The following is a 22,922-nucleotide window of genomic DNA, read 5'->3' on the forward strand; positions in this document are numbered from 1 at the left end:
GAACCGGAGGTATTCATGCCGGGCAAAAAAGTTTCCAAAAAGCCGTCCGTCGATCATCCCGAGCTGACCACCGAACAGTTGCGCTGGCGCTGCGATCACACTTGCCTGGATTTCACCACCACGGCCAAGGCCGAGCCGCTGGACGGGATCCTCGGTCAGAAGCGCGCGGTGGAGGCTCTCGATCTGGGGCTGGACCTGTGGAGCCCGGGATACAACATCTACGTCGCGGGCATGGCCGGCACCGGCAAGATGACCACGATCCGCGCGCTGCTGGCCAATCGTGCGCGATCCGACGTGAACCTGCAGGACATCTGCTACGTCAACAACTTCAAGGACCAGAACAAGCCCTGCGTACTCAAGCTCCCGGCGGGCAAGGGCAAGCTGCTCAAGCGCGAGATGGCCGAGCTGGTGGACTTCCTTAAAAAGACCGTGCCCGAGATCTTCGAGTCGGACGACTTCAAGACCAAACGCGACGGCCTGGTCTCGGCCCACCGCGAGGCGCAGAAGCAGCTTTTTAAAGAGCTGGAGACCAAAATCAAGGCCGAGAACTTCGTGCTGGTCCAGGTACAGATGGGAACGATGGTCCAGCCGATGGTGATGCCGGTAATCGAGGAACAGCCAGTTGCCTTTGACAAGCTCGAATCGCTGGTCGAGCAGGGGAACTTCCCCAGAAAAAAATTCGACGAGCTCAAGAACAAGCACCAGGAGCTGCACGTCCATCTCGAGACCGTGATGACCCAGGCGCGCAACATCGAGAAACAGATCAAGACCGACCTTAAAACCCTCGAACGCTCGTACATGCACGAGATGATCCAGCGGCTGATCGCGGAAATCGCAGAGAAGTTCGTCAACGGCCAGATCAAGCAGTACCTCGACGCGGCGTTCGAGTTCATCCTGGACAACCTCGACCGCTTCCGCGAGGGCGAGCAGCAGACCCCGGCCAACCCGATGGCCGCGATGATGATGCAGGGGCAGGCGGCCGAGGATCTGTTCACCGAGTTCGCGGTCAACGTACTCGTGGACCGCGACGGCGAGAGCGGTCCGCCGGTGATCGTCGAGAACGTGCCGACCTACAGCAACCTGTTCGGCACGATCGAAAAGACGATCTCACGCGGCGGGATCTGGATGACCGACTTCACCAAGATCCGCGCCGGCAGCATCCTCAAGGCCGACGGCGGCTACCTGGTGATCAATCTGCTCGACGCCGTGACCGAGCCCGGAGTATGGAAGAGCCTCAAACGCACGCTCAAGACACGCAAGCTCGAAATCGAGGGATACGACCCCTACTATTTCCTCTCGGCCTCGGCGATGAAGCCCGAGCCGCTGGGAATCGACCTCAAAATCGTGGTCGTGGGCGACAACCACCTGTACAACCAATTCTACGCCTGGGACGAAGATTTTAAGAAGATCTTCAAGATCAAGGCCGAGTTCGACCACGAGCTCGACCGCTCCAAAATCGAGATCGCCAAGTACGCCGGCTTTGTCAAGAAAATCGTCGAGGACGAGGAGCTGCGGCACTTTAACCGCCAGGCCGTGGCCCTGTTGGTCGAGGAAGGCGTGCGGATGTCCGGACGCCAAAAGAAGATGACCGCGCGCTTCACCGTGCTGGCCGACATCATCCGCGAGGCCGACGCCTTTGCCGCGCGCGCACGCAGCAAAGTCGTGAGCACCAAACACCTAGAAACGGCGATCGAGGCTCGACGCTTTCGATCCTCGCTGATCGAGGAAAAGATGCAGGAGTACATCGACGAAGGGATCATCCGCGTCGAGGTCAAGGGCAAGGTCGCGGGGCAGGTCAACAGCCTGGCGGTCTACCAGGTGGGCAGCATGCGCTTCGGCAAGCCCGGCCGGGTCACGGCCCAGGTCGGAATGGGGCGCGGCGGCCTGACCAACATTGAGCGCGAGGCCAAGCTCTCGGGCAGCACGCACGACAAGGGCGTGCTGATCCTCTCCGGGTTCCTGCGCAGCCGCTTCTGCCAGGACAAGCCGCTGGCGATCAGCGCCTCGATCTGCTTCGAGCAGAGCTACTCGCACATCGACGGCGACTCGGCGAGCAGCACCGAGCTCTACGCCCTGCTCTCCGCGCTGTCCGGCAGGTCGATCAAGCAATCGATCGCGGTCACCGGCTCGGTCGATCAATACGGCAACGTCCAGGCGATCGGCGGGGCCAACGAGAAGATCGAGGGCTTCTTCGACACCTGTAAGGCCCGCGGACTCAGCGGTCGCCAGGGGGTGATGATCCCGCGTAGCAACGCCGGCGACCTGATGCTCAAGCAGCAGGTGGTCGACGCGGTGGCCAAGGGCCGCTTCCACATTTGGCCGGTGGAGCACGTCGACCAGGGGATCGAGATCCTCACCGGCGTACCCGCGGGCAAACGCGAACGCGACGGCTCGTGGACCAACGGTTCGATCATGGCCAAGGTCGACCAACGGCTGGTTAAACTGGCGCGCGGGCTGCGCGATTTCGAGCGCACCAAGTCGGGCAAGAACAATAAATCCAAATCAAACGCCGACAACAATCAGAGTAAGGACAACGCCGAATAGCCACCGGCACGGAGGGATCGAGTGAGGCGTACACTGACAATCTTCCTGATGCTCGGGCTGCTGGGCCTGCTGCTGGGCCTGGCCTGCGAGGAGGGGGAGCCCGCCGAGGTGATCGAGTACCCTGTGGGCGAGCCCTCCGACGACCTTGGCGACGACGACGATGACGACGACGATGGTGAGATCGCCTGCGGCGAACAGGCCTACGACTACAGCATGATGCTGGTTCAGCTGGACAACGACGGCGACGGCCTGCCCGACATCGACGATCCGGACGACGACAACGACGGCGTTCCCGACGCCGACGACAACTGCCCGCGGATTGCCAACCAGGATCAGGCCGACTCGCTGGGCGATGGCGTGGGCGACGCCTGCCGCGACGGCGACGCGGCGCTGGGGCTGACCTCGGCGGTCGCCCTGCCCCCGCGGAGTTTGAGCCTCGAGCTCGGAGCTCTGCTGATCGGCCTGGCCGCGCTGCTGTTGACGCGCCGTCTGTTCAGGACCGACGCAGGGTGAGCGTCGAAATCGTTCCGGTGCGCACCTGCGCCCAGCGCCGGGCTTTCATCCGCCTGCCTTTCGATTTTTACCGCGACGATCCGCACTGGGTGCCGCCGCTACTGATGGAGATGCGCGAGCGGATCGATCCGAAAAAAAATCCGTTCCTCGACCACGGCCGCACCGCGTATTTCCTCGCCCGGCGCCACGACATGGTCCTGGGCCGCATCAGTGCCTCGGTCGACGATAACTTCGTCGAGTTCCAGCAGACCAAGACCGGCCAGTTCGGCTTTTTCGAGTCGATCCGCGATCCACAAGTGGCCGCGGCGCTAATCGAGGCGGCCCGCAACTGGCTGCGCGATCAGGGCATGGAACGCGCCACGGGTCCGCTGGCCTACAACGGCAACGACAACGACTACGGCTGCCTGATCGACGGCTTCGACGGCCCGCCGGTAATGATGTACAGCTACAACCCGCCGTGGTACGCCGACCTGCTCGAGGGCTGTGGCCTGACCAAGGCCCGGGACGTCTACGGCTATCGCATGGACACCACGGCTCAGGCGCCGGAGATCGTGCATCAGGTCGCCGAAGAGTGCCTGGCGCGGCCCGAGGTCGTGGTGCGGCCGGTGAACCTGCGCGACTGGAACAACGAGCTAGATCGTTGGGTCGAGGTCTACAACGAGGCCTGGGCGCGCAACTGGGGCTTCTCGCCGATGACCCCCAAAGAGTTCCGGCACCACGCGGCGCTGCTCAAATACGTGATCGACCCCGAGTTGATGATGTTCGCCCATGTCGACGGCGAGTTGGCCGGAGCCGCGCTGACGATCCCCAACATCAACGAGGTGCTGATCCGCAACCGCGGGCGGCTGTTCCCACTGGGTTGGCTGACCATGCTCTGGATGATCAAAGGCCACCGCGTCCGCTCGTGCCGCGTGACAACCCTCGGGGTCAAACGGCCTTACAGACGGCTGGGCATCGGCGCCGTATTTTACCTGCGCACCCTTGAGGCAGGACGCCGCCTAGGCTACCAATGGGGAGACATGGGCTGGATTATCGAGGACAACGACGCGATGAACCGCGCGATCATCCTGATGGGCGGCCGTCGCTATCGCACCTGGCGCGTCTATCAAACCGATTTACCCTGATCCCGTTTCGGCACTAATGATTAAAGTCGACCTTCACTGCCACACGCACCACAGCCCCGATTGCTGGACCAGCCCGCGTCAGCGTGTGGAGCAGGCGCTTGCAGCCGGACTGGGCGGCCTGGCAATCACCGACCACAACACTATCGACGGCGCGCTGGAGGCCGCGGCCTGGGCCGATGGCCGCTTGCGGCTGATCGTCGGCCAGGAGACCAGCACGCGCCAAGGCGAGCTGCTCGGGCTGTTCCTCCAGCAAGAGGTGCCCTCCGGCCTTGAGCTGCGAGACACAGCCGAGCTAATCCGCGAACAGGGCGGCCTAGTCTATCTGCCGCACCCGATGGCAATGCTGGCCTGGGACCGGGTCAAGCGCCGCGACCACGGTCGGATCATCGACCTGGTCGACATTGTCGAAGCGGTCAACGGCCGCAACTTCATCCCGCGCCACGACGCCATGGCCTGGGCCTGGGGCGCGGCCGCACAAAAGGCTCTCGCCGCGTCCACCGACGCCCACACGTCCAACGCATTGGGCCGGATCTACCAGCGCATCGAGCCCTTCGAGGGTCCGGCCGATTTTCTCGATAAAATGCAGCGAGCCCAGCTGGTGATCGAGCGTCGCGCCAACCCGTTGTACACGGCGCTGACCGTGCTCTACCTCTACCCCAACCTGTGGTACCGCAGGCTCTATCGCATGCTTTACGGCCGCTCGCCGGTCAGGCCCGAGACGCCCCCGCCTCAGTAATCTTTGCCGAACGCCAGCTCAAAGGCCCACTTGGCCAGCGGCAGTCCCAGCCGGTGGCGAAACAGCCTATAGCGCGCCACGGGCCGAAACAGGCGCGCGGCCAGGCGCACCAGCGTGTTGGAATGGTAGTGGGCAATTTTGCCGTCGATGAAGATCGAATAGAAGTACAGCCGTCCCAACTCGCGCCGCGTGCGCTCGTCGATCCAGGGAACCTGGGGGTTGGACCAGTGGAATCCGGCCATCCCCTCGATGTCCTCGGGGTAGCTCGCGCCGAGCTCGCGCGCACGCTCAAAGAGCTTGGTGCCGGGGTATGGCGTGTAGGAGTAGATCGGGCTGATCTGGGTCTGCGGGTTGATCCGTAGCGCGTCGCGAGCAAAGAGCACGGTGGAGCGTCGCTCCTGCGCGGTCTCGTCGGGAAAGCCGAGGATCAAGTTGCACCAGGGGATAATCCCGGCGCGCCGCAGACGGACAAGTTGCGTTCGGGCCGACTCCAGGTCGACTCCCTTGTTGATCAGCTTCTGCACGCGGTCCGAGCCGCTCTCGACTCCGAGGTCCACGCGCCTGACCCCGGCGCGCGCCAGCAGCGCCAGCTGCTCGTCATTCATGAGCGCAACGTTGCGCACCTCGACCCCTTGCAGTTGCATCGGCACCTGCGGCCCGCGCTCTATCTTGAGTTCCATGATCCGCAGCCCGCGCTGCAGATCGTGGAAAAACGAATCGTCGACCACCTCGAGCAGACCGAGGTTTGGAAACTCGCGCTGCACCGCCAGCATCTGCTCCACCGCGCGCTCGGGCTCCAGCGCGCGCCACTTGGTGGTGCCCGCGCCTGAGTGGTAGCAATAGCCGCAGCGCTTGAGACAGCCGCGGCTGGTCTCGACAAACACCGTGGTGCTCTTGCCCGGCGGGCTGTAGATCGCCTTATCCAGAAGGTTGTAGGGCACCTGGGGCAGCTCGTTCAGATCGACGTAGGGCGCGTCGGGGTTGCGCACCACCTCGTTGCCTCGCTTGAACGCCACGCCGGGCACGTCGGCCAAATCGCATTGTCCGCGCAGCGCCTCGATCAGCGAGGGGAGCACGGCCTCGGCCTCCCTGCGCACGGCCACGTCCACGTGCGGGGAACGCGCGGTCTGCTCGGGGAACAGCGTGGGATGCTTGCCACCCCAGACTACGCTTACGCCCGGCGCGCGTTGACGCACAAAGCGCGAGATCTCCAGCGCCGGCGCAATCGGATGACCGGTGAGCACCGAAAGCCCCACGCCGATCACGTCCCCACGCTCGAGGATTGCGGCCAGCCGGGCGCGCCAGTCGGGCTCGAAACGCTGGTCGATCAGCAGCGGCTCCACGTCCGGCGGCAACCCGCGGCAGGCCGCGAGAATCGGCAACGGAACCGTGGGCGCCTGCTTGAAACGGTCGAGCAGCGTGGTACGCGGGAAGATCAGCACGAAGCGCTCGGCCACGGTCAAGCCCCCTTGCCTGTCAGCAGCGCCAGGCCGCCGCGCAGCAGCCCCCGCGCTCCGGCGGGTGATGTCGCGGCCGCACGGCGCCAGGTCCGCGGCCGTAAATAGAAGCGTCGATTGGCCCGGCGCACGAACTCGAGCACCTGCGGCAACATGGGTTGCACTGCGTGCGATCCGTCCATCTGTTCCAGTCCTCCGCCGGGCTCGAGCCGCGAGCCGTAGCGCGGCGTGGCCAGGTTGAACGAGGCGTAGACCAGGGGCAACTCCAGCGCCAGCCGCAACGTGGCCGCGCGCTGGGCGTCGCTCTCGCCGGGCAGTCCGACCACGAAGTGCCCGCCGATAGGCACGCCCGCGCGATCCAACTGCGCACAGCCGCGCCTGATCGCCGCCAAGTCGATCCCCTTGCCCTGGCCCGCGAGCAGCTCGTCCGACCCGCTCTCGATCCCGAGCTGGGCCACAACGCATCCGGCCTTCCGGAGCAGCCGCGCCAGCCCGTCGTCGATGCGGTCGGGGCGCAGATACGCGGCGAAACGAAAACCGTAGTTGCCGGCAATCATCCGCTGCAACAGATCAGCGCAACGCTTGGGATCGGCGTTGAACGTCATGTCCTTGATGAACAGCCAGCGCAATCCGCGCTCGGCCAGGGCCTCGAGCTCGGCAAACAGATCGTCGGGTTCGCGTTGCATCCAGCCCGGGCGACCCGAGTTGCAAAACGCGCAGCCAAAGGGGCAGCCATGATCGGTCAGCAGCGAGGCGAAGGGCCAACCAAGGAACGGATGTCGATAGGGCAGCGGCCAGAACAGTTCGTGCAGGGGCAACGGATAGCGAAACTCTCCTTTGAGCGGACCATCGTCCAACGGTCCCCCTCGCAGCCACAGCCCCTGGCCCGGCTCTTCGTCGGCGAGCCTTCGCGCCAGGCCATCGGAGGCCAGGTCGCGCAGGATCCCCTCGGCCGTGGGGATTGCGGTAAACACCTCCTGGGGCCGAAAGCGCGCCACGTCACCCGAGAGAAACAGCCTGCCCGCGGCCGCGCCCAACTCGTTGTAAAATTGCACGTCCGAGTCCAGCGCCGCCGCACCGATCAATCCCAACGTGGCCTGCGGTTTGAGGCGCTCGATCTCCCGGAGCACCTTTTGCGCGGTTTGTCCGCTGATTGCCGCGTCGATCAACGTCAGTTCACGCGCGCCGCGCAGCCAGCCGCTTTGCACCACTAGGTCCAGCGGCTGCCAGACCGTGCGTCCTTTGCTCGAGGACGAGCAATAGTAATCGCGCATGGTCGGCCTGTCGGCCGGTGGATTGAGCAGCAGCAGCCTGTCTCTGGACATGCACGAATTCTAGCAGAGTGTCGCGGCGCATGATAACCGCGCACGTGCCCCGGCCCTCTTGCGCGTGCTACCATGCTTGCTCGATATGAACGAGCAGCACGCGCCCAAACGATTGCTGGTCGTCCTCTGGGCGGCAGTGGCCCTGGTTGGTCTAGGGGTCCGTTTTTACCTGGCCTGGGAAACGCCGCTAAACGAGGACGAGCTGCGCAACTGGGTCGGCGTGGCCCGCCTCGGGGCCGATTGCACGCTGTGGCCGGTCCTGCTCTACACCACGGTCAACTCCGCACTGTACTACTACGGGGCCGCACTGTACTGGCTGCTCGGGCCACGCGACGATTTGATGTGGCTGCTGCGCTTGGCCTGGGTGCTTTCGCTGATCCCCGCGGGCTGGGCGCTCAAGCGCATTGCCGACCTGCTGCTCGGACGCGGCAGCGGCTGGGCCGCGTTGGCCGTGGGCTCGGGATTCAGCTACCTGCTGTGGAAAACCGTCGAGGCGCGCCAGGTGATTCCGGCCCTGGTGCTGGGGCTGATCGGCCTGTGGCTGGCAGCCCAAACTTACGCCGGTGAACGGCCGGACACGCCGCGACGCTTCGGCCTGATCGGGCTGGTGCTGGGCACGGCGCTGTTTCATCACTACGACGCGGGCCTGATCGGCCTGGCTCTAGGGCTGTACGAGATCACGCTGCTGTTGCGCGGCCGCCGCAGCTTTGGAGCATTCGCCGCGCGCATCGCCTGTCTGGCCGCGGGCTCGCTGGCCGCGTTCATGGTCGGGCCGCTCTCCTACGGCTTTCCCCACGGCACACGGCTGATGCTGCACGCGATGTTCGTCTCGGGCCTGAGCTACGTCACGTCCGCGCCGCTCCAGGTACCCGAGGTGTTCGACACCGCCTGGTACGATTTCGTGGCCTGGGCCGCGGCCGCGGTGGGGCTGATCTGGTTCTGGTACGCGGCCCGGGGCCGACGCGATCTGCCGGGCGCCGGGCTGTTGCTGATCTTCACCTTGCTCTCGCCGCTGCAGATTTTCGGCCGCACCGAGGTCTGGGAGCACACCTTCATCACGCCGATGCTCGCCGCGAGCCTCTGGGCCGGCTGGCTGCTGACGCGCCTGGCACGCAGTTGGATCGGCGCCCTGGCCTCGCTGGCCCTGCTGACCACGATCTGCCTGTGCGGACCGCGGCTGATTATGGAGCGCCTGGGCGAGGTCGAGTTCGCCAACGGCAAGTACCATCAGCAGATACAGGAAAGCTTCAGCCCCGGCATGCGCGGTCCGTTCACACTCAACCAGCTGCGCGATCTGACCGAGCCCGAGCGCGGCGCACAGGCATCGCCGTTCAGCTTCTTCGTACCCTACTCCAAGGCCGATCAGCAGGCGGTTGTCGGCTGGAGCCTGGAGACGTTCGGCACTGACGCGCGCGCCTGGGACAGCACGGGCTACGCGCCCTACCTCCGACCGCCGCTGCACTACCAGCACAGCTTTTACATGAACACCGTCCAGTACGTGGACCTGTGTATGAGCGTGGCTGCGCGCCGCCTGCTGCAACCTCAGGTCGGACTGCCGTGCTCCGACCGGCTGCGAGCGCTGGGCGAGGACCCGGGCGGCGAGGCGCTGATGCGCGCCGAGCTCGAGCTGTTCCCGCCTGACTTGGTGATCTACGATCGCTATGCCGAGAACCTGCTCAACGCCTGGCCCACGGTGGCCGATTTTCTGGCCCGCGATTATCGCTACTACGTATTGCCCGGCCCGGACTTTTTCGTCGGCGTGCGCGCCGACAACGACCCGTTCGACGGCCGATCTCCCTGAGACACATCCCGGGCAATCGATTTGGGATATATTAGGGGATAGATGGCCAACGTCCTGCTACTCCGACCCGGTCCCGACAAACTTGCGTCGCGACGCAAGTTCGTGCCCGACCTGGGCATCGGCTATTTGAGCTCGACGCTCAAGGCTCACGAGCACCGGGTGTGCTTCGTCGATCTCAATGCTCCGGGATTAGGCCCCGACGCCCTGGCCAACGTACTGCGCTCGGAGTGCTTCGACCTTGTCGGGATCAAGGCCTTTAGCAACGAGACCCCGCACGTGGTCGACTGTCTGCAAACCGTGAAAAGCCTCAGCCCGCAAAGCGTGAGTATCCTCGGCGGTCCGCATCCCTCGGGAATGGGCGTGCGCGTGCTCGAGCAATTCCCGCAGCTCGACCTGGCGCAGGTCAGCGAGGCCGAGAGCGGCCTGCCGATGCTGGCCGCCCTGGTTGCGGAACACGGCCGCGACGCGCTGGAGCGCGCCGACGATCTGGCGTCGATCCCGGGCCTAGTCTATCGCAGCGACAACGGAGCGCAGGCCAACGAGCGCGCGCTGGTCGAGGACCTGGACAGCCTGGGCCTGCCCGACTTCGAGGCGATGAACCTGCGCTGGTTCGTCAAGCATCCGGCGTGCTTCTTCGGCCAGTACATCCCGCTGATGACCGGCCGCGGCTGCCCCATGCCCTGCACCTACTGCGCGGCGCGGCTGATCAGCGGCAGGCAACGCCGGGTGCACGGGCTGGACTATCTGCTCGAATACCTGCGCCGCGTGCGCGACGACTACGGCGCGTCGAGCTTCTCGCTGATCGACGACCACTTCCTGGCCGAGTCGCAGTTCGCCCTGGCGTTCTGCAACCGGCTGGTCGATGAACAGATCGGCCTGCGCTGGCAGTGCGCGTCCAACGGCGTGCGCGCTGAGATGCTCAGCGAGGAGCTGGTGCGCGCCATGGAGCGCTCGGGCTGCCGCTTTATCTCGGTGGGCATCGAGTCCGGCGCGCCGCGGGTACTCGAGCTGATGAAACGCCGGGTCGACGTGCAAACCCTCTACGAGAAGATCGCGATGGTGCGACGCGTCAGCTCGATCCGCGTCTGCGGCTTCCACGTGCTGGGCTTCCCCGGCGAGACCGAGCAGGAGCGCGAGCAGACCCTGCGCGGCTCGTTGCGCAGTCGGCTGGACTACGCCGACTTCCTGATCTTCCAGCCCTTCCCCGGCTCGGTAATCGGCGATCGCATGCTGGGCTCGATGGCGCTGGAGACCCTGGCCAACATCGACTACGACCGGCCGACCACCGCGATGGACCCGCAGACCGCGCTCCAGGTCAAGCGCTTTCAGCGCAAGGCCTATTTGCGCTTCTACCTGCGACCGCGGGTGCTGTTCGGCGCGCTGGTGCGCGGGCCCTCGCTACGGATCATGTTTAAAAATTTACTCTCGGTATTCATGCCCAGCCGGGGCGGCCGATGAGCGAACCGCGCAAGCTGAGCATCGTCATCCCCTGCTACAACGAGCAGCTCTACGTCTACGAGGTGCTGCGCCGCGCCTGCCACGTCGATCTGGACGAGCCGAACATGCAACGCGAGGTATTGATCGTGGACGACGGCTCCAGCGACGGATCGGTGGAGCAGATCGAAGCGTTCATCGCCGAGCATCCAAGCGCGCCGGTTAAGCTGCTGCGCCACGAGCGCAACCGCGGCAAGGGAGCCGCAATCCGCAGCGCCCTGGCACAGGCGACCGGCGATTTCCTGATCGTGCAGGATGCGGACCTCGAATACTCGATCGAGGACTACCCCAAGCTGCTGCGGCCGCTGCTCGAGGGCAAACCCGTGGTCTACGGCACGCGCCACTCGGGGCGCATCTGGCGTACGCACATCTCGGGCACGATCTTCGCCCTGGGCGGAGCGCTGGAGAACATCTTCTTCCGCCTGCTCTACCCACGCGGCCCGACGATGACCGACATCGCCACCTGCTATAAGTGCTTCCGCATGGACGTGATCAAGAGCCTGCCGCTGCGTTGCGAGGGGTTCGAGTTCTGCCCCGAGGTCTCGGCGATGCTCGCCAACCGCAAGCTGCCGATCCACGAGGTGCTGGTGAGCTACACCCCGCGCAAAGTCTGGCAGGGCAAGAAGATCCGCACCCGCGACTTCTTCATCGCCATCGCCACCCTCTGGCGCGTGCGCACACGGCGTTTGTAGGCACCTTTGAGGTGTCCGCAAAACTCGCGCATCACGATCTTCATTTAACAGCGATAGACCCCGCGACGCGGAGATTTTCTTTACGCCAACGCTGCGTGTTAGCCCGGATTATTAATGGAGATTCGTATACGAGGCGTGCAAGATGCCGCAAGAACTAGGAAGCCGAGTCGATACTCCGCAGGCGTACCCGCTGAGGTACGTCGAGGATGGATCGACGAGGATGACAAAGTTATTGCGCGCAGATTGTGCGCCGCAGTAGAAGCCTCATTAATATTCCGGGCTACCGCACCCAGCCGTGGTAGCGTCCGCCCCAGTAGACCATCAGCCACTCGGCCCCGGCATAGCGGTTGTACGGCCCGCCGCGAGGCGTGGCTTTCCAGTCCGGCGCGTAAGACCAGTAGTACTCTTTGGCCGGCCGGCGCTCGATGGGGATGTAGACGTCTCCGGCCGAGTAGTCCTGATTGACCGTGGCATACCAATAGCCGTTATCGAGCATCGGCACGTCGGTGCGCTGCAGTTCGTTGAGCGCGATCAGCCCGCCGTTGGAATCCGGGTTGTGCGCGCGATGGGTCAGGTTGGCCGCCGCGTTGCCGAAGTCGTGGCTGCCGGCGTAGATGTAGTCCAGCACCCGCGCCAATTCGCCGTAGATCTGCGGATCCTCCTCGTAGGCCAGCAGGTGGTAAAACCCCGAGTCGAGGAAGTGCTGGCCGCCGTACTTGCGCGCGATGTTGTGCATCGCGTAGTAGACCAGCAGCGTGGCCTGATCCATCCGTTCGCCGTAGTAGATATCGAGGAACTTATCGCGGAAGCGCTGCTCGCCGGTGATGTGCCAGGCGATCTGTAAAAAGCACAGTGCCAGCGAGGGCGAGGCGCGCAGGTTGCCGAAGGTGGCGTTCTGGCCGTCGAACTGCACGGCCCGTAGGCCGTTATCCACGATCAACGTCATGATCTCGTGTACGTCCTGGCGGATGGTGGCGCGCTCCTGCTCGTCGGCCACCAGGTCGTAGTAGTTGGCGATCCCCGGCAGATAGCCCGCGAGCTGGTCGATCGAGATGTCCCCCACCCAGTACAGCTCCTTGACCGGGTGGCGGTGCCAACGCTTGATCGTGTCCGAATTGGGTTGCAGCGGCACGAGCTGCTCAAAGAAGTATGTGGTGTAGTTGCGCACTACCTCGCCGGGCAGCGGCGTGGTGTGCGACATGTTGTGCAGGGTCTGCCAGGCGCGTCGCGCATACTCCGCGGCCTCGGGATCGCCCGTGACCGCGTAGCGGAAGCTCTGGGCCGAGCAGTAGATCCCGGTCAGCCAACAGGCGTCCTCCTGCCACCAGTTGGAGCCCGCGTCCACCGGCCACTGGCCGTCGCGCACCGTGACGATCTGACCGTCGCGCCAGCACTTGGCGTGTAAATGCTCGTCGATCCACAGCGCGCTGTCCTCGAGTTCGACATCGGCCGCCAGGGCCGTGTCGGGCTGCTGCGCCTGCTCGTCGAACAGATCCCAACTATAGCCCACGGCGCGCCCCGTATAGCGTTGCGCAAGCTCGATCTGTTGCTCCACGCGCTCGGGGTCGGCCGGTCCGGGCCAGGGACGCAGCGTCCCTTGGTCCACCGTGTCGAACAGCTCGACCTGCGCGGCCAGCTCCACTTGTGCGCCGAGCATCGTGCGCGCCTCGAGCAGCGAGGCGTAGTCGCGCTCGAGGGTAATCCAGTTGTTGCGATGTGCGCCGATCCGGTCGGCGATCAGCAGCACGTCGACCCCGCAGGCCATCGCCGCCTCGATCCAGCTGCGCGCCCAAAACGCGCGAAATTGCGAGTCGTCGATTTCTTCAATCTGCACGTCGCTGTCGCGTCGCAAAATCTCATCGACCATCAGGGTCAGCGGCGGTCCGGGGTAGCACGCGCTGATCCACAACTGTTGGTCGGGCGCCGCGTCGTGGCATGCGTCAGCGACCTTGGTCAGCAGCGAGAGCCACTGCGGTCCGGGCTCGGCCGTCAGCTCGTAGTTGAGGTAGAACCCGAGCAGCGCCGGATGATCGGCGTACAACGCGCTGAGTTCCTGGACCAGCGCGGTCTGGCGCGCGACCTCCGCGGCCTCGGGATCGAGGTTGATCTCCGCGGCGTTGCGCGCGGCGCTCAGGCCGATCACTACTTGCATCTGGTTTTCTTGCGCAGCGTCGAGCAGCGCGGTCACCAAATCGTCCACTGCCAGACCGTCCATCCGCTCGAAGCGCGACGAGGCGTAGAGCGCCTCGTCGTGCAACAGGGTCCAGGGCAAAATCACAATCTTGGCTTGCAGCTCCTGTTTCGCGCGACCGAGCTTGGCCGACAGCTCGTCGGCCTCGAGCCCGGTGTTCCACAGCGGATCGAGAAACACGCCGTCGAGCTGCAACACGATCGTCTCGTCGTCATCGTCAGCGTGGTCGCCGCCGTCGTCGTCGTCATCGTCAGCGTCGCACGCGGCAAGGCCCGCGACGATCAGGCACAGCAAGGCGAGCAACAGCCAGCGTAAAATCGCGCGCGCGCTCATGGTTCGACCTCCTCGATCACGGCTAAATACACGTCGTAGTCGCCCCCGCGGTCATCCTGCCAGACCACGTAGGCCCGACCCTGATCCACGTCCACCGCGGGCCAGGTCTTCTCGGCCCGGCGCTCGTCGTCGTCCAGGCGCTGCTCCTGATCAAGGTCGCTACGCCAAACGTAGATGTGGAAATCCCCCACCTCTCGGTCGTCACTGAACGCCACCACCGCGAATCCGTCCTGCGCATCCACGTCGGGCCGCAGTTGATACATCAGCTGCGTGGGATTAACGCGGAAATCCGCGCCCCAGTTCTGGCCGTTGTCGACGCTGATGTCGGCGTAGACGTCCAGCGGGGCGTAGTTGCTAAATACCAACGTCGGATCGCGGCCGGCCGCGGCCTCGCGGCTGTCGGACCACACGGCCCAAACCTGATCGCCATCCACCGCCACCCGCGGCTGGACGTGCCCGCCACCGCCGTCCGACACGGCCTTTGCCGCGCCGAAGCTCGCTCCGCCATCGAGGCTTGCGGCGTGGAGGATCGCGCCGCTGTAGTCACGATAGAGCACGTGGATCGTGCCGTCGTCGCCCACGGCCACGTCGGGCCACAACGCGTAGCTGTAGGCCGCGTTGTCCACGCGCACCGCCGGAGCAAAGCTCGCGCCATTGTCAATGCTCAGCGCAGCGTAGACGTTCCAGACCACGCCATAGTCGTACTCGGTAGTGTCGCGATTGTCGGCCCAGACCACCACCAGCTCGCCCGAGGGGCCGCGGGCGATGCGCGGATCAAGCTGGCTGTTGCGCGCCCCGGCTGCGAGCAACACTTCGCGCTCGAAGTTACGGCCACCGTCAGTGGAGCGCGCGCAGTACACGTCGTAATTGAGTTCCGAACGGCGGTCGGCCCAAACCACCCAGACCGCGTGGCCGTGTGCCGCCACGTCGGGCCGCAGCTGCGGCTGGGGCGTGCTCTCGCCCACGCGCACGGACTCGCCGAAGCTTATGCCGCCGTCGATCGAGCGCGCAATACGCACCTCGGGCTCGTAGTTCGACCAGTCCTCCCAGACCACGTAGACCTTGTCGCCGTCCGCCGCCACCTGCGGCCGCACCTGCTGGTGGGCGGTCACATCGCAAACCAACACGTTGTCCGGCGGGTCGGCCGCCAGACAGTAAGCTGCCATCAAGATCACGGTCAACGCCGAAATCAGGATTGTTCTCATGGTTCCTCCAAGCTTTGTCTCGGCGCGAAAAAGCGGATCGCGCCGATGCGTCCCGCGGGCTGATATCCCGCCTGCGCCAGTTGCCGCGCCAGTCCGTCCGGCCTCAGCTCGGGCGGCACCGGGAACTCGTCGTAGGCCTCCCGCGACCAAAATCCCACGGCCACTTGGATGTCGCTGGGCCAAAACGTCAGCACCAGATCGACCGGCCGCCCGATATCGAGCTGCACGTCGATGTCGTTGACCATTCGCACCAGGCGCAGCCGCGGATCGCGGACCATCACGCAGTACGATATCGGATCGAAATCGTAGTTGGGATACTTGGCCAAGCCGATACGCAGCGGATCGCGGTCAGGATAGAGTTCGCGAGCGCGTTGGACGATCTGTTGACCGACGTGCTGATAGAGCAGACCGTCGCGCGGCGCTTCGATCGGCCAGTCGTAGCGATCGACGTTGAGCGGCAGCATGCTGCGTTTGATCGTTGACGGGCCGCCGCCGGGCTCGAGGGTGCGTTGCAGCCCGAGCAGCAGCAGCGCGCAGAGCGCCACCGCACTCAGCCATGCTTTCCAGCGCCCGCCGGGGATCCGCTCCCAGCCCACGGCGGCCAGCAGGGCCAACGGCGGCAGAAAGCCGATGCCGTACATGTCCTGCTTCTTGCTCAGCGCCAGCAGCACAAACCACGGGACCAACAGCCAGATCGCCAACAGCCGTCGACCCGGCGCGCGACGGACAAAGGCCCAGGGCGCGCAGGCCGCCACGCACAGCAGGCCCCACAATCCGACGTGCGAGACGAGCATTGCGTAAGGGTAGTACAGCAGCGCGTAGAACGGATGAGCGGTCAGCGACGTGACCTCGTACTCGGGGTTGGCGAACGCCTCGTTCGTATAGTAGCCGGCCAGGGACGCCAGCTGATCGCGCAGCTCGGCCTGGATCGAGCCCAGGCAGATCACCGCCGCCCCGAGCGCCGCAGCCGCGGTCCAGGCCAACGCTCGCAACCGCAACGGACGTTCGCGCATCGCAGGGAACAGCAACGCCGCGACCATCGCCGGTCCCACGAACAGCAACTGGATGATCAGGTAGGTGATCTCCTTGGGCCACAAATAGTCCAGCACCAGCAGCGCGCACAGTGGCACGGCCCAAGCCGCGCCCGGTCGCCGCGCCAATCCCAATGTGCAGACCACGGTCCAGACCGCCAACGCCGCGTCGGGCACCTGCTCCTCGAGCAGACGCGACAGGCCCCAAACCATGGGGAACGACGAGAGCAGCGCCGCGGCCGCCAGTCCCGCGCGCTCCGAGGCGAGCATCGAACCCAAAACGTATACGCCGATCAGCAGCGCGATCAGCCCCAGGCTCGAGATCAGGCAGACGCTGAGGTAGCTCGGGCCCAGGGCGCGCACGATCAACGCGGCCGCGCCGATCATCAGGTTGAAGCGCCGGTTGGTCGACCAGACCTGGTCCGCGCTCAGTTGCTCGCCCAGGGTGTAGGCCTTGAGCAGCACCGCGCTGTGGGTAAAGTGCGGATAGGACGCCGGGGGATAGTCGATGCTGAGCAGCACCAGCACGTTCTGCGCCAGCAAAAAGGCGATCAGCAGCGCCAGCAGCAGACGCCACCGCGCTTTACCGGGATTATCGCCGCCGGGGTTCACCTGGCACCGAGCATAGCGTCAGCGCACGCGCCGGAAAAATGTGAACGGGCCGGCCGCGCCCGCGGGCTCGAAGCGCCCGTCATCGCGCACCCAGCCCAGCATCTGCTCGCGCGTCGGCGGGTCGATGATCTCGCCGAAGTGCGGCTGATGATCGCGCGCGCCCGAGCGATAGACCAGGTCGCCGGGCCAGACCACCACCAGCAGGTCAAAGGGGTCGAACGGCGCGAGCTCGCCGCTGTGCTCGTCGACGGCCGATTCGATCCGCGCCCGTTTCTCGCCGTGCAGCTTGAGGTAGTACTCGATCAACGAGGTGCCAAAGCCCGGCACCTTAAGCATGCCGATGCGCGTGATCCCCGCGGGCCGTTGCAGACCATCGAGCTCATCCTGGATCAGGCCCGCGGCGTGGGAGTACAGCGCGTTCATCGGATCCTGCGTCGGTTGCCGCACATAGGGATTGGGGTGGTAGTAGTTCACGCCGAGCACCTCGGGCCAGTGGAACGGATCGATGCTGAAGCTGCGCAGCTGCATCATCACGCAGCCGCAGAGCACCAGCAGCACGCCCAGCCCCACGCGCAGCCAACGCGGCCGCAGCGCGGCCACGCCCAGGGCCGTGATCAGCGCCATCGCCGGGTAGACGTTGCACAGGTAGTAGCCCCACTTCTTGACCGACAGATTGAGCACGACAAACGGCACGATCAGCCACAGCAACAGCGTGTCGCGCTGCCTGGCACGCCGGTCGAGGAGCATCAGCAGCAACGCAGGGAGCAGCGCCACACTCGCCAGCAACCCCACTGTCTCCCAGGCCATCTCCCGCGGGTACGACAGCAATCCGGCCCAGCCGGGCAGCCCCATGCCCAGATCGCCCTGGCCCGCGGCCTCGGCGCCGTAGTACTGCATCGGCAGCTTGCGCCCGGCCAGCACGTAGTCCGGATAGTAGAGCACGGCTGTAATCGCCGCGATCCACAACCCGAGCAGGACCACGATCAGCACCCGCCGCAGCCTGCGTTGCGCGTTGCCGCGCAAAGCCGCGATCAAGGACTTGAGCAGCAGCCAGCCGATCACGGTCCAGCCCACCAGCCAGAACAGAAATACGTAGGTCATCTCCACCGGCGTGAGGAACGCCAGAGGCCAGCCGAGGGCAAGTAAAACCGCGAGCACTATTTCCCGCGTGCGCATCGACGCCTCGTCGTCGGCCAGGGCCGCGCTAAGCTTGATTGCCAGCAGCGCCAGCCAGACTGTCCACATCATCTCCTGGATCTGGCCCTGAAGGATGCGCGAGAAGGCATAGCTGATCGGGTAGAACGAGATCAGCGCCGCGGCCAGCAGCCCGGTCCACTCGTCGCGCAGCTCGCGGCCGAGCTCGAAGCAGCCGATCATCAGCATAATCAGCGCGATGGTCGAGGCCAGCGACAGCGTCAGATAGCTCGGCCCGAGGGCCACGGCAATGCTCCCGGCGAAATCGAGCGCCAGAATCCGCACGCGGTCGTAGTTCCACTCCACCAGCTGCGGCGGGTAGTCGGCGAGCAGCACCAGGCCGCGGTCCATCGCCCCGGGGTAGTCGTTGTGCGGGTAGTGCGACGGCGCGTGGGTGCAAAAGCTCATCCAAAGCAGGTTGGTGCACAGGTGGATCAGGATCAGCCCGCAAAGCAGCAGCAACACAGTGCGCGAGCGTCTCGATGCGGGTTGGTCGTGTGCGTTCATCGCTCGGCGTAGAGCGGCTCGAGCAGCGAGCGCACCCTCTTCCAATGCTGGAACAATTCGTCGTACGCGGCGACTTCCGCGGGATCGGGATCGATGGTCGGCCCCAAGCGCACGGCCCGCGAGCAGGCATCCGACAGATCGGCGTAGACCCCGGCCCCAACCCCGGCGAGCAGCGCAGCGCCAAAGGCCGGTCCCTGCTCGGTCGCGAGCCGGGTGATGGGCAAGCCCAGGGTCTGGGCAATGATCGTACTCCACAGCGTCGAGCGTGCGCCGCCGCCGCAAAGCCGCACAAATTGGGCCTCCACGCCCAGCGAGCGCACCAGGTCCAGCGCCTCGCGCAAGCCGAAGGCCACGCCCTCGAGGCAGGCGCGCACCAAATGGCCGCGTCCGTGACGCAGGGTCAGGCCGTAGAAGCTGCCGCGCGCGCCCGGCGCATTGAGTGGCGTGCGCTCGCCCATCAGGTAGGGATGGAACATCAGCCCCTCGGCCCCGTGCTCGACCTGCGCGGCCTCGGCCAGCAGCCGCCCGTAGCTCACGCCTCCCAGGGTTTGGCGCAGCCAGCTCAGCGCGCCCCCGGCGTTGAGCATCACGCCCATCAGGTGCCACAGGCCCGGCGCGGCGTGGCAAAAGGCGTGCAGCCGTGCGCGTCGCTCGTAGCGATAACGGTCGTCAGCCGCGAACACCACGCCCGAGGTGCCCAGGCTGATCATCAGCCCGCCGCGCTGCACAACACCCGCGCCCACCGCTCCGGCCGCCTGATCACCGCCGCCGCCGACCAGCGGCGTGCCCGCGGCCAGGCCGCACAGCGCGGCTGCGCGCGCCGAGACCTTGGCGCAGACCTCGGTCCCCTCGTAGACCGGCCCGAACAGCTCGGGCGAGAGATCCAGCGCATCAAGCACCTCGGAGCTGAAGCAACGTTGCCTGACGTCGAACAGGCCCGTGCCGCTGGCGTCCGAGCACTCCAGCGCCTTGACCCCGGTCAGCACGTAGCGCAAATAATCCTTGGGCAACAGCACCGAGCGCAGCCGCGCGAAGCGTCGCGGCTCGATCTGGCGCAGCCAGATGATCTTGGGCGAGGTGAATCCGGTCAGCGCGCGGTTGCCGGTGAGGCGAATCAGCCGCGAGCGGCCCACCGTCTCCTCGATCCAGCGCGCCTGCTCGGCCGTACGCTGGTCGTTCCAAAGCAGCGGCGGCCGGATCACGCGATTGCGACTGTCAAGAAACACGCTGCCGTGCATCTGGCCGGTGAGCCCCACACCGACGATCGACCGTCCGCGCGCCTTTTTCACCACCGTGGCCACGGCCGACAGCGCGGCGTCGCGCCATTGCCGCGCATCCTGTTCGGCCCAGCCCGGACGCGGCACGCTCAACGGATATTCGGCCGCAGCCTGGGCCGCGATCCGACCCGCAGGGTCGATCAGCAGCGCGCGCGCCGATCCGGTGCCCAGGTCCAGCCCGAGCAGCAGCGGCTTACGAGCGCTTGCGTTCGACGATCCGGCGCTCATATTCCTCGTCCAGCCCCAGTGCGCGGTAGACCTCGGTCAGCGCGGCAACCGCGTCCGACTCTGCGCGTGCCGCGCGCAGCCGTCCACTGTCGATCTGTTCGGCGCGGTCCCAGATCCACTCCCAATTGAGAATGCTGCGCCGTACCGCGGCCACCGGGTCCTCGGTGTAGGGGAAGAGGTCGAAGCCCACGCGCTCGCCGCCCGAGCCGTAGTCGCCCAGTTGCAGCTCCTTGGCCAGCGCCAGGGTCTGCATGAAGCACAGCGCGCCGGTCATATTGTCGTCGTCGAACGTGCCCCAACCCGAGTTGCTGTGATGGTGCCCCAGCTTGCCCTCGGCCATCAGCAGCGCCGCGTACTCGGGCAGGTTCTCGCCGTTCATCACCAGGTGCTGCCAGTCCATGTTGACCAGCAGGTTCGCGGTGTCCACGCCGCGTTGCCCGACCTTCTGGATCGTGTAGAGCGTCATGCCGATGTCGCGCATCAGGATCTTCATCGCGGGCTCGGAGTTCTTGTGCTCCAAAAAGACCGTCACGTTCTTGTCCGCGGCGTACGCGGTGATCTCGGCCAGCGCGTCGATAAACCAGGTCCAGGCATTGACGAAGTCGACCTGGAACGGATAGTTGTACCCCTCGCCGCCGGGCCAGACGATCAGCCGCGCTCCCACCGCTTGGGCCATGTCCACGGCGCGCCTGGCGACGTTGATCGCCTCGCGGCGCAGATCGGCGCTGGGATTGATAAAGCTGCCCTTTGCGTAGCGCGGATTGGAGAAAAGCCCCAAGGCCAGGCAGTAGAGGTCGACCGAGCCGCCCAGTGCGCGCTGGATTTGCGGCAGGTTGTCCTCGTTGCACTCGCCGGGATAGTGGAACTCCAGGCCGTCGAGCAGGTCGCCCAGACCGTCCACCGCGCGTTTGGTCCACTCCACGACGCTCTGCTGATGCGCCGCAGGATGGTAGCCGCCGGGCATGAAGCGCGTGGCCGTGGGCCCGAAACCCCAGATCCCCACGCTGTTCCTGGGTCTGATCATCCTGCCCTCCGTGCCTTCAAATTTTAATTTGCCATTGTACTCCATGGCAGGACGCTCTTCCCAGGTCTACATTCTTAACCCCTGTAGGGATGGGAATATTTTTGAATAACATTATTTGGTGAAAGCTCGCGCCACACACAAAGATCGATTTTTCGATCTAGAAAAAGACCCCGAGGGATTCGGCGATCAGGCGCAGCAGGCTGTTGGGGAAGAGCCCCAGCAGCAGCACGGCCACGGCGCACAGCCCCAGGGCCAGGGAGAGCCCCCAGTGGCGGTTGGTCGGCGGCTGCTCGGCAACGGGCTCGCGCATGTACATCAGGTAGACAATACGGATGTAGAAGTAGACCGAGAGCGCCGAGTTGAGTACGGCGACGATCACCAGCCCCACCAGCCCGGATCGCATCGCGGCGATGAACAGGTAGTACTTGCCGAAGAACCCGGCCAGCGGTGGAATCCCGGCCAGGCTGAACAGGCAGACCGCCATGGCCAGCGCCACACCGGGCCTTCGCGCGGCCAGTCCGGCGTAGCCCTCGATGTCGAACGACTGCTCGTTGCGGCCGCTGACCACGATCACCACGGCGAACGCGCCGATGTTCATCAGGGTGTAGGCCGTCAGGTAGTACAGCAGCGAGCCCGCGCCGTCATTGGGGTTGGTGAACAGCGCGGCCAGTCCGACCAGCATGTACCCGGCGTGGGCGATGGAGGAGTAGGCGAGCATGCGCTTGATATTGCGCTGGACCAGCGCCACCACGTTGCCGTAGGTCATGGTGATCACGGCCAAGGCGGTCAGCGTGTAGACCCAGACGTTGTGCACCGGCGCGGGGAACGGTCCGAGCAGCTCGCCGATCACGCGCAGCAGCGCGGCAAAGGCCGCGATTTTGACTACAGCGGCCATCAGCCCGGTGACCGGTGTGGGCGCGCCGTCGTACACGTCGGGGGTCCACATGTGGAACGGCACCGCCGCGATCTTGAAGCCCAGGCCGACAATCAGCAGGCCGATCCCGGCCGTGCCGACGATCGTCTCGCGGGGCATGGAGCGCGCGATCTCGCGCAAATGCGTGCTGCCGCCCTGCCCGTAGAGCAGCGCCATGCCGTAGAGCAAAAACGCCGTGGCGAACGCGCCGAGCAGGAAGTACTTCAGCGCGGCCTCGCCCGAGCGCCGCTGGCGTTGCAGCAGTCCGGCCAGCACGTAGATCGAGATCGACATGATCTCCAGGCCCAGGAAGATAATTAAGAGGTCGTTGGTCGCGACCATGCAGATCGCGCCGAACAACGCCGAGAGCAACAGGAAGTAGTATTCGCCGGACTCGATCCGCTCCAGTTCGAGGTAGCGCGGGCTGATCAGCGACACCAGCAGGGTCGCGCCCACCAGCAGGAAGCTCAGCAGCAGGCCGTAGTGGTCCAGGGCCACGCAGCGGCCGAAGGCCTCGATCCCCGCGCGATCCCAGACCAAAACCAGCAGCACGAGGGTCGCGGCCAGCCCGGCGCTGGTCAGCATTGCGGCCAGCTCGGCCTGCTCGCGTCGCGGCTTATGCGCCAGGGCGATGATCGAGAGCAGCACCACGGTCATGGTCACCAGCACCAACAGGTGCGGGGCAACGGCGATCCAGACCATGTCTCCTGGCAGCCTCATC

The 22,922-nt window shown here is 65.5% G+C and carries 16 protein-coding genes; 7 read left to right on the plus strand and 9 right to left on the minus strand.

Translation table 11 applies throughout. From position 1 onward, the window contains the following. Window positions 1-15 precede the first annotated feature (15 nt). The 4 genes from P9M14_08135 to P9M14_08150 are packed head-to-tail and all read left to right on the plus strand — an operon-like array spanning window position 16 to window position 4,917. The gene (locus P9M14_08135) at window positions 16-2,544 is read left to right on the plus strand and encodes an AAA family ATPase (protein ID MDP8255702.1); all 2,529 of its coding nucleotides are present in this window, start codon (window positions 16-18) and stop codon (window positions 2,542-2,544) included. Between the two features lie 21 nt (window positions 2,545-2,565). Continuing rightward, window positions 2,566-3,057 (plus strand): hypothetical protein, encoded by a 492-nt coding sequence (locus tag P9M14_08140; protein ID MDP8255703.1) that lies wholly within the window; start codon window positions 2,566-2,568, stop codon window positions 3,055-3,057. Further along, entirely contained in the window at window positions 3,054-4,181 is a 1,128-nt protein-coding gene (locus P9M14_08145; GenBank protein ID MDP8255704.1) for a hypothetical protein, read from the plus strand. Before P9M14_08140 ends, P9M14_08145 begins: the two co-directional genes overlap by 4 nt. Before the next feature lie 16 nt (window positions 4,182-4,197). Then, entirely contained in the window at window positions 4,198-4,917 is a 720-nt protein-coding gene (locus P9M14_08150; protein MDP8255705.1) for a PHP domain-containing protein, read from the plus strand. Here the strand turns inward: P9M14_08150 and P9M14_08155 are convergent. Together P9M14_08155 and P9M14_08160 are read right to left on the minus strand one after the other, a co-directional pair. After that, window positions 4,911-6,374, minus strand: coding sequence for a radical SAM protein (locus P9M14_08155; GenBank protein MDP8255706.1), 1,464 nt, complete (start codon window positions 6,372-6,374; stop codon window positions 4,911-4,913). The genes P9M14_08150 and P9M14_08155 overlap by 7 nt on opposite strands. Window positions 6,375-6,376: 2 nt before the next feature. Next, window positions 6,377-7,699: a radical SAM protein gene (locus P9M14_08160; protein ID MDP8255707.1), complete on the minus strand. Its 1,323-nt coding sequence runs from the start codon at window positions 7,697-7,699 to the stop codon at window positions 6,377-6,379. Window positions 7,700-7,784: 85 nt separating this feature from the next. Here P9M14_08160 and P9M14_08165 point away from each other — a divergent pair, with 85 nt between their 5' ends. Genes P9M14_08165 through P9M14_08175 form a run of 3 tightly spaced genes read left to right on the plus strand, consistent with a single transcriptional unit; the run spans window position 7,785 to window position 11,686 of the window. After that, on the plus strand, window positions 7,785-9,500 hold the full coding sequence (locus P9M14_08165; protein ID MDP8255708.1) for a hypothetical protein: 1,716 nt from the start codon (window positions 7,785-7,787) through the stop codon (window positions 9,498-9,500). Window positions 9,501-9,542: 42 nt separating this feature from the next. After that, the gene (locus tag P9M14_08170; GenBank protein ID MDP8255709.1) at window positions 9,543-10,958 is read left to right on the plus strand and encodes a radical SAM protein; all 1,416 of its coding nucleotides are present in this window, start codon (window positions 9,543-9,545) and stop codon (window positions 10,956-10,958) included. Beyond that, window positions 10,955-11,686, plus strand: coding sequence for a glycosyltransferase family 2 protein (locus P9M14_08175; protein ID MDP8255710.1), 732 nt, complete (start codon window positions 10,955-10,957; stop codon window positions 11,684-11,686). The genes P9M14_08170 and P9M14_08175 overlap by 4 nt, the downstream gene beginning before the upstream one ends. Window positions 11,687-11,966: 280 nt before the next feature. Here P9M14_08175 and P9M14_08180 read toward each other — a convergent pair whose 3' ends face one another. From P9M14_08180 to P9M14_08210, 7 genes are all read right to left on the minus strand, one after another. After that, window positions 11,967-14,210 (minus strand): DUF4434 domain-containing protein, encoded by a 2,244-nt coding sequence (locus P9M14_08180; GenBank protein MDP8255711.1) that lies wholly within the window; start codon window positions 14,208-14,210, stop codon window positions 11,967-11,969. Beyond that, complete coding sequence (locus tag P9M14_08185) at window positions 14,207-15,415, minus strand: hypothetical protein (GenBank protein ID MDP8255712.1); 1,209 nt, start codon at window positions 15,413-15,415, stop codon at window positions 14,207-14,209. Before P9M14_08185 ends, P9M14_08180 begins: the two co-directional genes overlap by 4 nt. Next, window positions 15,412-17,058, minus strand: coding sequence for a hypothetical protein (locus P9M14_08190; protein MDP8255713.1), 1,647 nt, complete (start codon window positions 17,056-17,058; stop codon window positions 15,412-15,414). Before P9M14_08190 ends, P9M14_08185 begins: the two co-directional genes overlap by 4 nt. Before the next feature lie 18 nt (window positions 17,059-17,076). Then, on the minus strand, window positions 17,077-18,759 hold the full coding sequence (locus tag P9M14_08195; GenBank protein MDP8255714.1) for a hypothetical protein: 1,683 nt from the start codon (window positions 18,757-18,759) through the stop codon (window positions 17,077-17,079). Continuing rightward, window positions 18,756-20,264, minus strand: coding sequence for a xylulokinase (gene xylB / locus P9M14_08200; protein MDP8255715.1), 1,509 nt, complete (start codon window positions 20,262-20,264; stop codon window positions 18,756-18,758). The genes P9M14_08195 and xylB overlap by 4 nt, the downstream gene beginning before the upstream one ends. Continuing rightward, a complete protein-coding gene (locus P9M14_08205) occupies window positions 20,230-21,288 on the minus strand; it encodes a TIM barrel protein (GenBank protein MDP8255716.1) in 1,059 nt (352 codons plus the stop codon). Before P9M14_08205 ends, xylB begins: the two co-directional genes overlap by 35 nt. Before the next feature lie 157 nt (window positions 21,289-21,445). Next, window positions 21,446-22,921, minus strand: a complete 1,476-nt coding sequence (locus P9M14_08210) for an NADH-quinone oxidoreductase subunit N (protein ID MDP8255717.1) — start codon at window positions 22,919-22,921, stop codon at window positions 21,446-21,448. Window position 22,922: the final 1 nt, after the last annotated feature.

Origin of the sequence: Candidatus Alcyoniella australis (assembly GCA_030765605.1) — a bacterium.
GTDB lineage: Bacteria > Lernaellota > Lernaellaia > JAVCCG01 > Alcyoniellaceae > Alcyoniella > Alcyoniella australis.

Coding starts and splice junctions, on each gene's coding strand:
- P9M14_08160 (MDP8255707.1), bottom strand. CDS start 7,699: ATGTCCAGAGACAGGCTGCTGCTGCTCAATCCACCGGCCGACAGGCCG.
- P9M14_08170 (MDP8255709.1), top strand. CDS start 9,543: ATGGCCAACGTCCTGCTACTCCGACCCGGTCCCGACAAACTTGCGTCG.
- P9M14_08195 (MDP8255714.1), bottom strand. CDS start 18,759: ATGAACGCACACGACCAACCCGCATCGAGACGCTCGCGCACTGTGTTG.
- P9M14_08205 (MDP8255716.1), bottom strand. CDS start 21,288: ATGATCAGACCCAGGAACAGCGTGGGGATCTGGGGTTTCGGGCCCACG.
- P9M14_08180 (MDP8255711.1), bottom strand. CDS start 14,210: ATGAGCGCGCGCGCGATTTTACGCTGGCTGTTGCTCGCCTTGCTGTGC.
- xylB (MDP8255715.1), bottom strand. CDS start 20,264: ATGAGCGCCGGATCGTCGAACGCAAGCGCTCGTAAGCCGCTGCTGCTC.
- P9M14_08150 (MDP8255705.1), top strand. CDS start 4,198: ATGATTAAAGTCGACCTTCACTGCCACACGCACCACAGCCCCGATTGC.
- P9M14_08135 (MDP8255702.1), top strand. CDS start 16: ATGCCGGGCAAAAAAGTTTCCAAAAAGCCGTCCGTCGATCATCCCGAG.
- P9M14_08165 (MDP8255708.1), top strand. CDS start 7,785: ATGAACGAGCAGCACGCGCCCAAACGATTGCTGGTCGTCCTCTGGGCG.
- P9M14_08210 (MDP8255717.1), bottom strand. CDS start 22,921: ATGAGGCTGCCAGGAGACATGGTCTGGATCGCCGTTGCCCCGCACCTG.
- P9M14_08185 (MDP8255712.1), bottom strand. CDS start 15,415: ATGAGAACAATCCTGATTTCGGCGTTGACCGTGATCTTGATGGCAGCT.
- P9M14_08175 (MDP8255710.1), top strand. CDS start 10,955: ATGAGCGAACCGCGCAAGCTGAGCATCGTCATCCCCTGCTACAACGAG.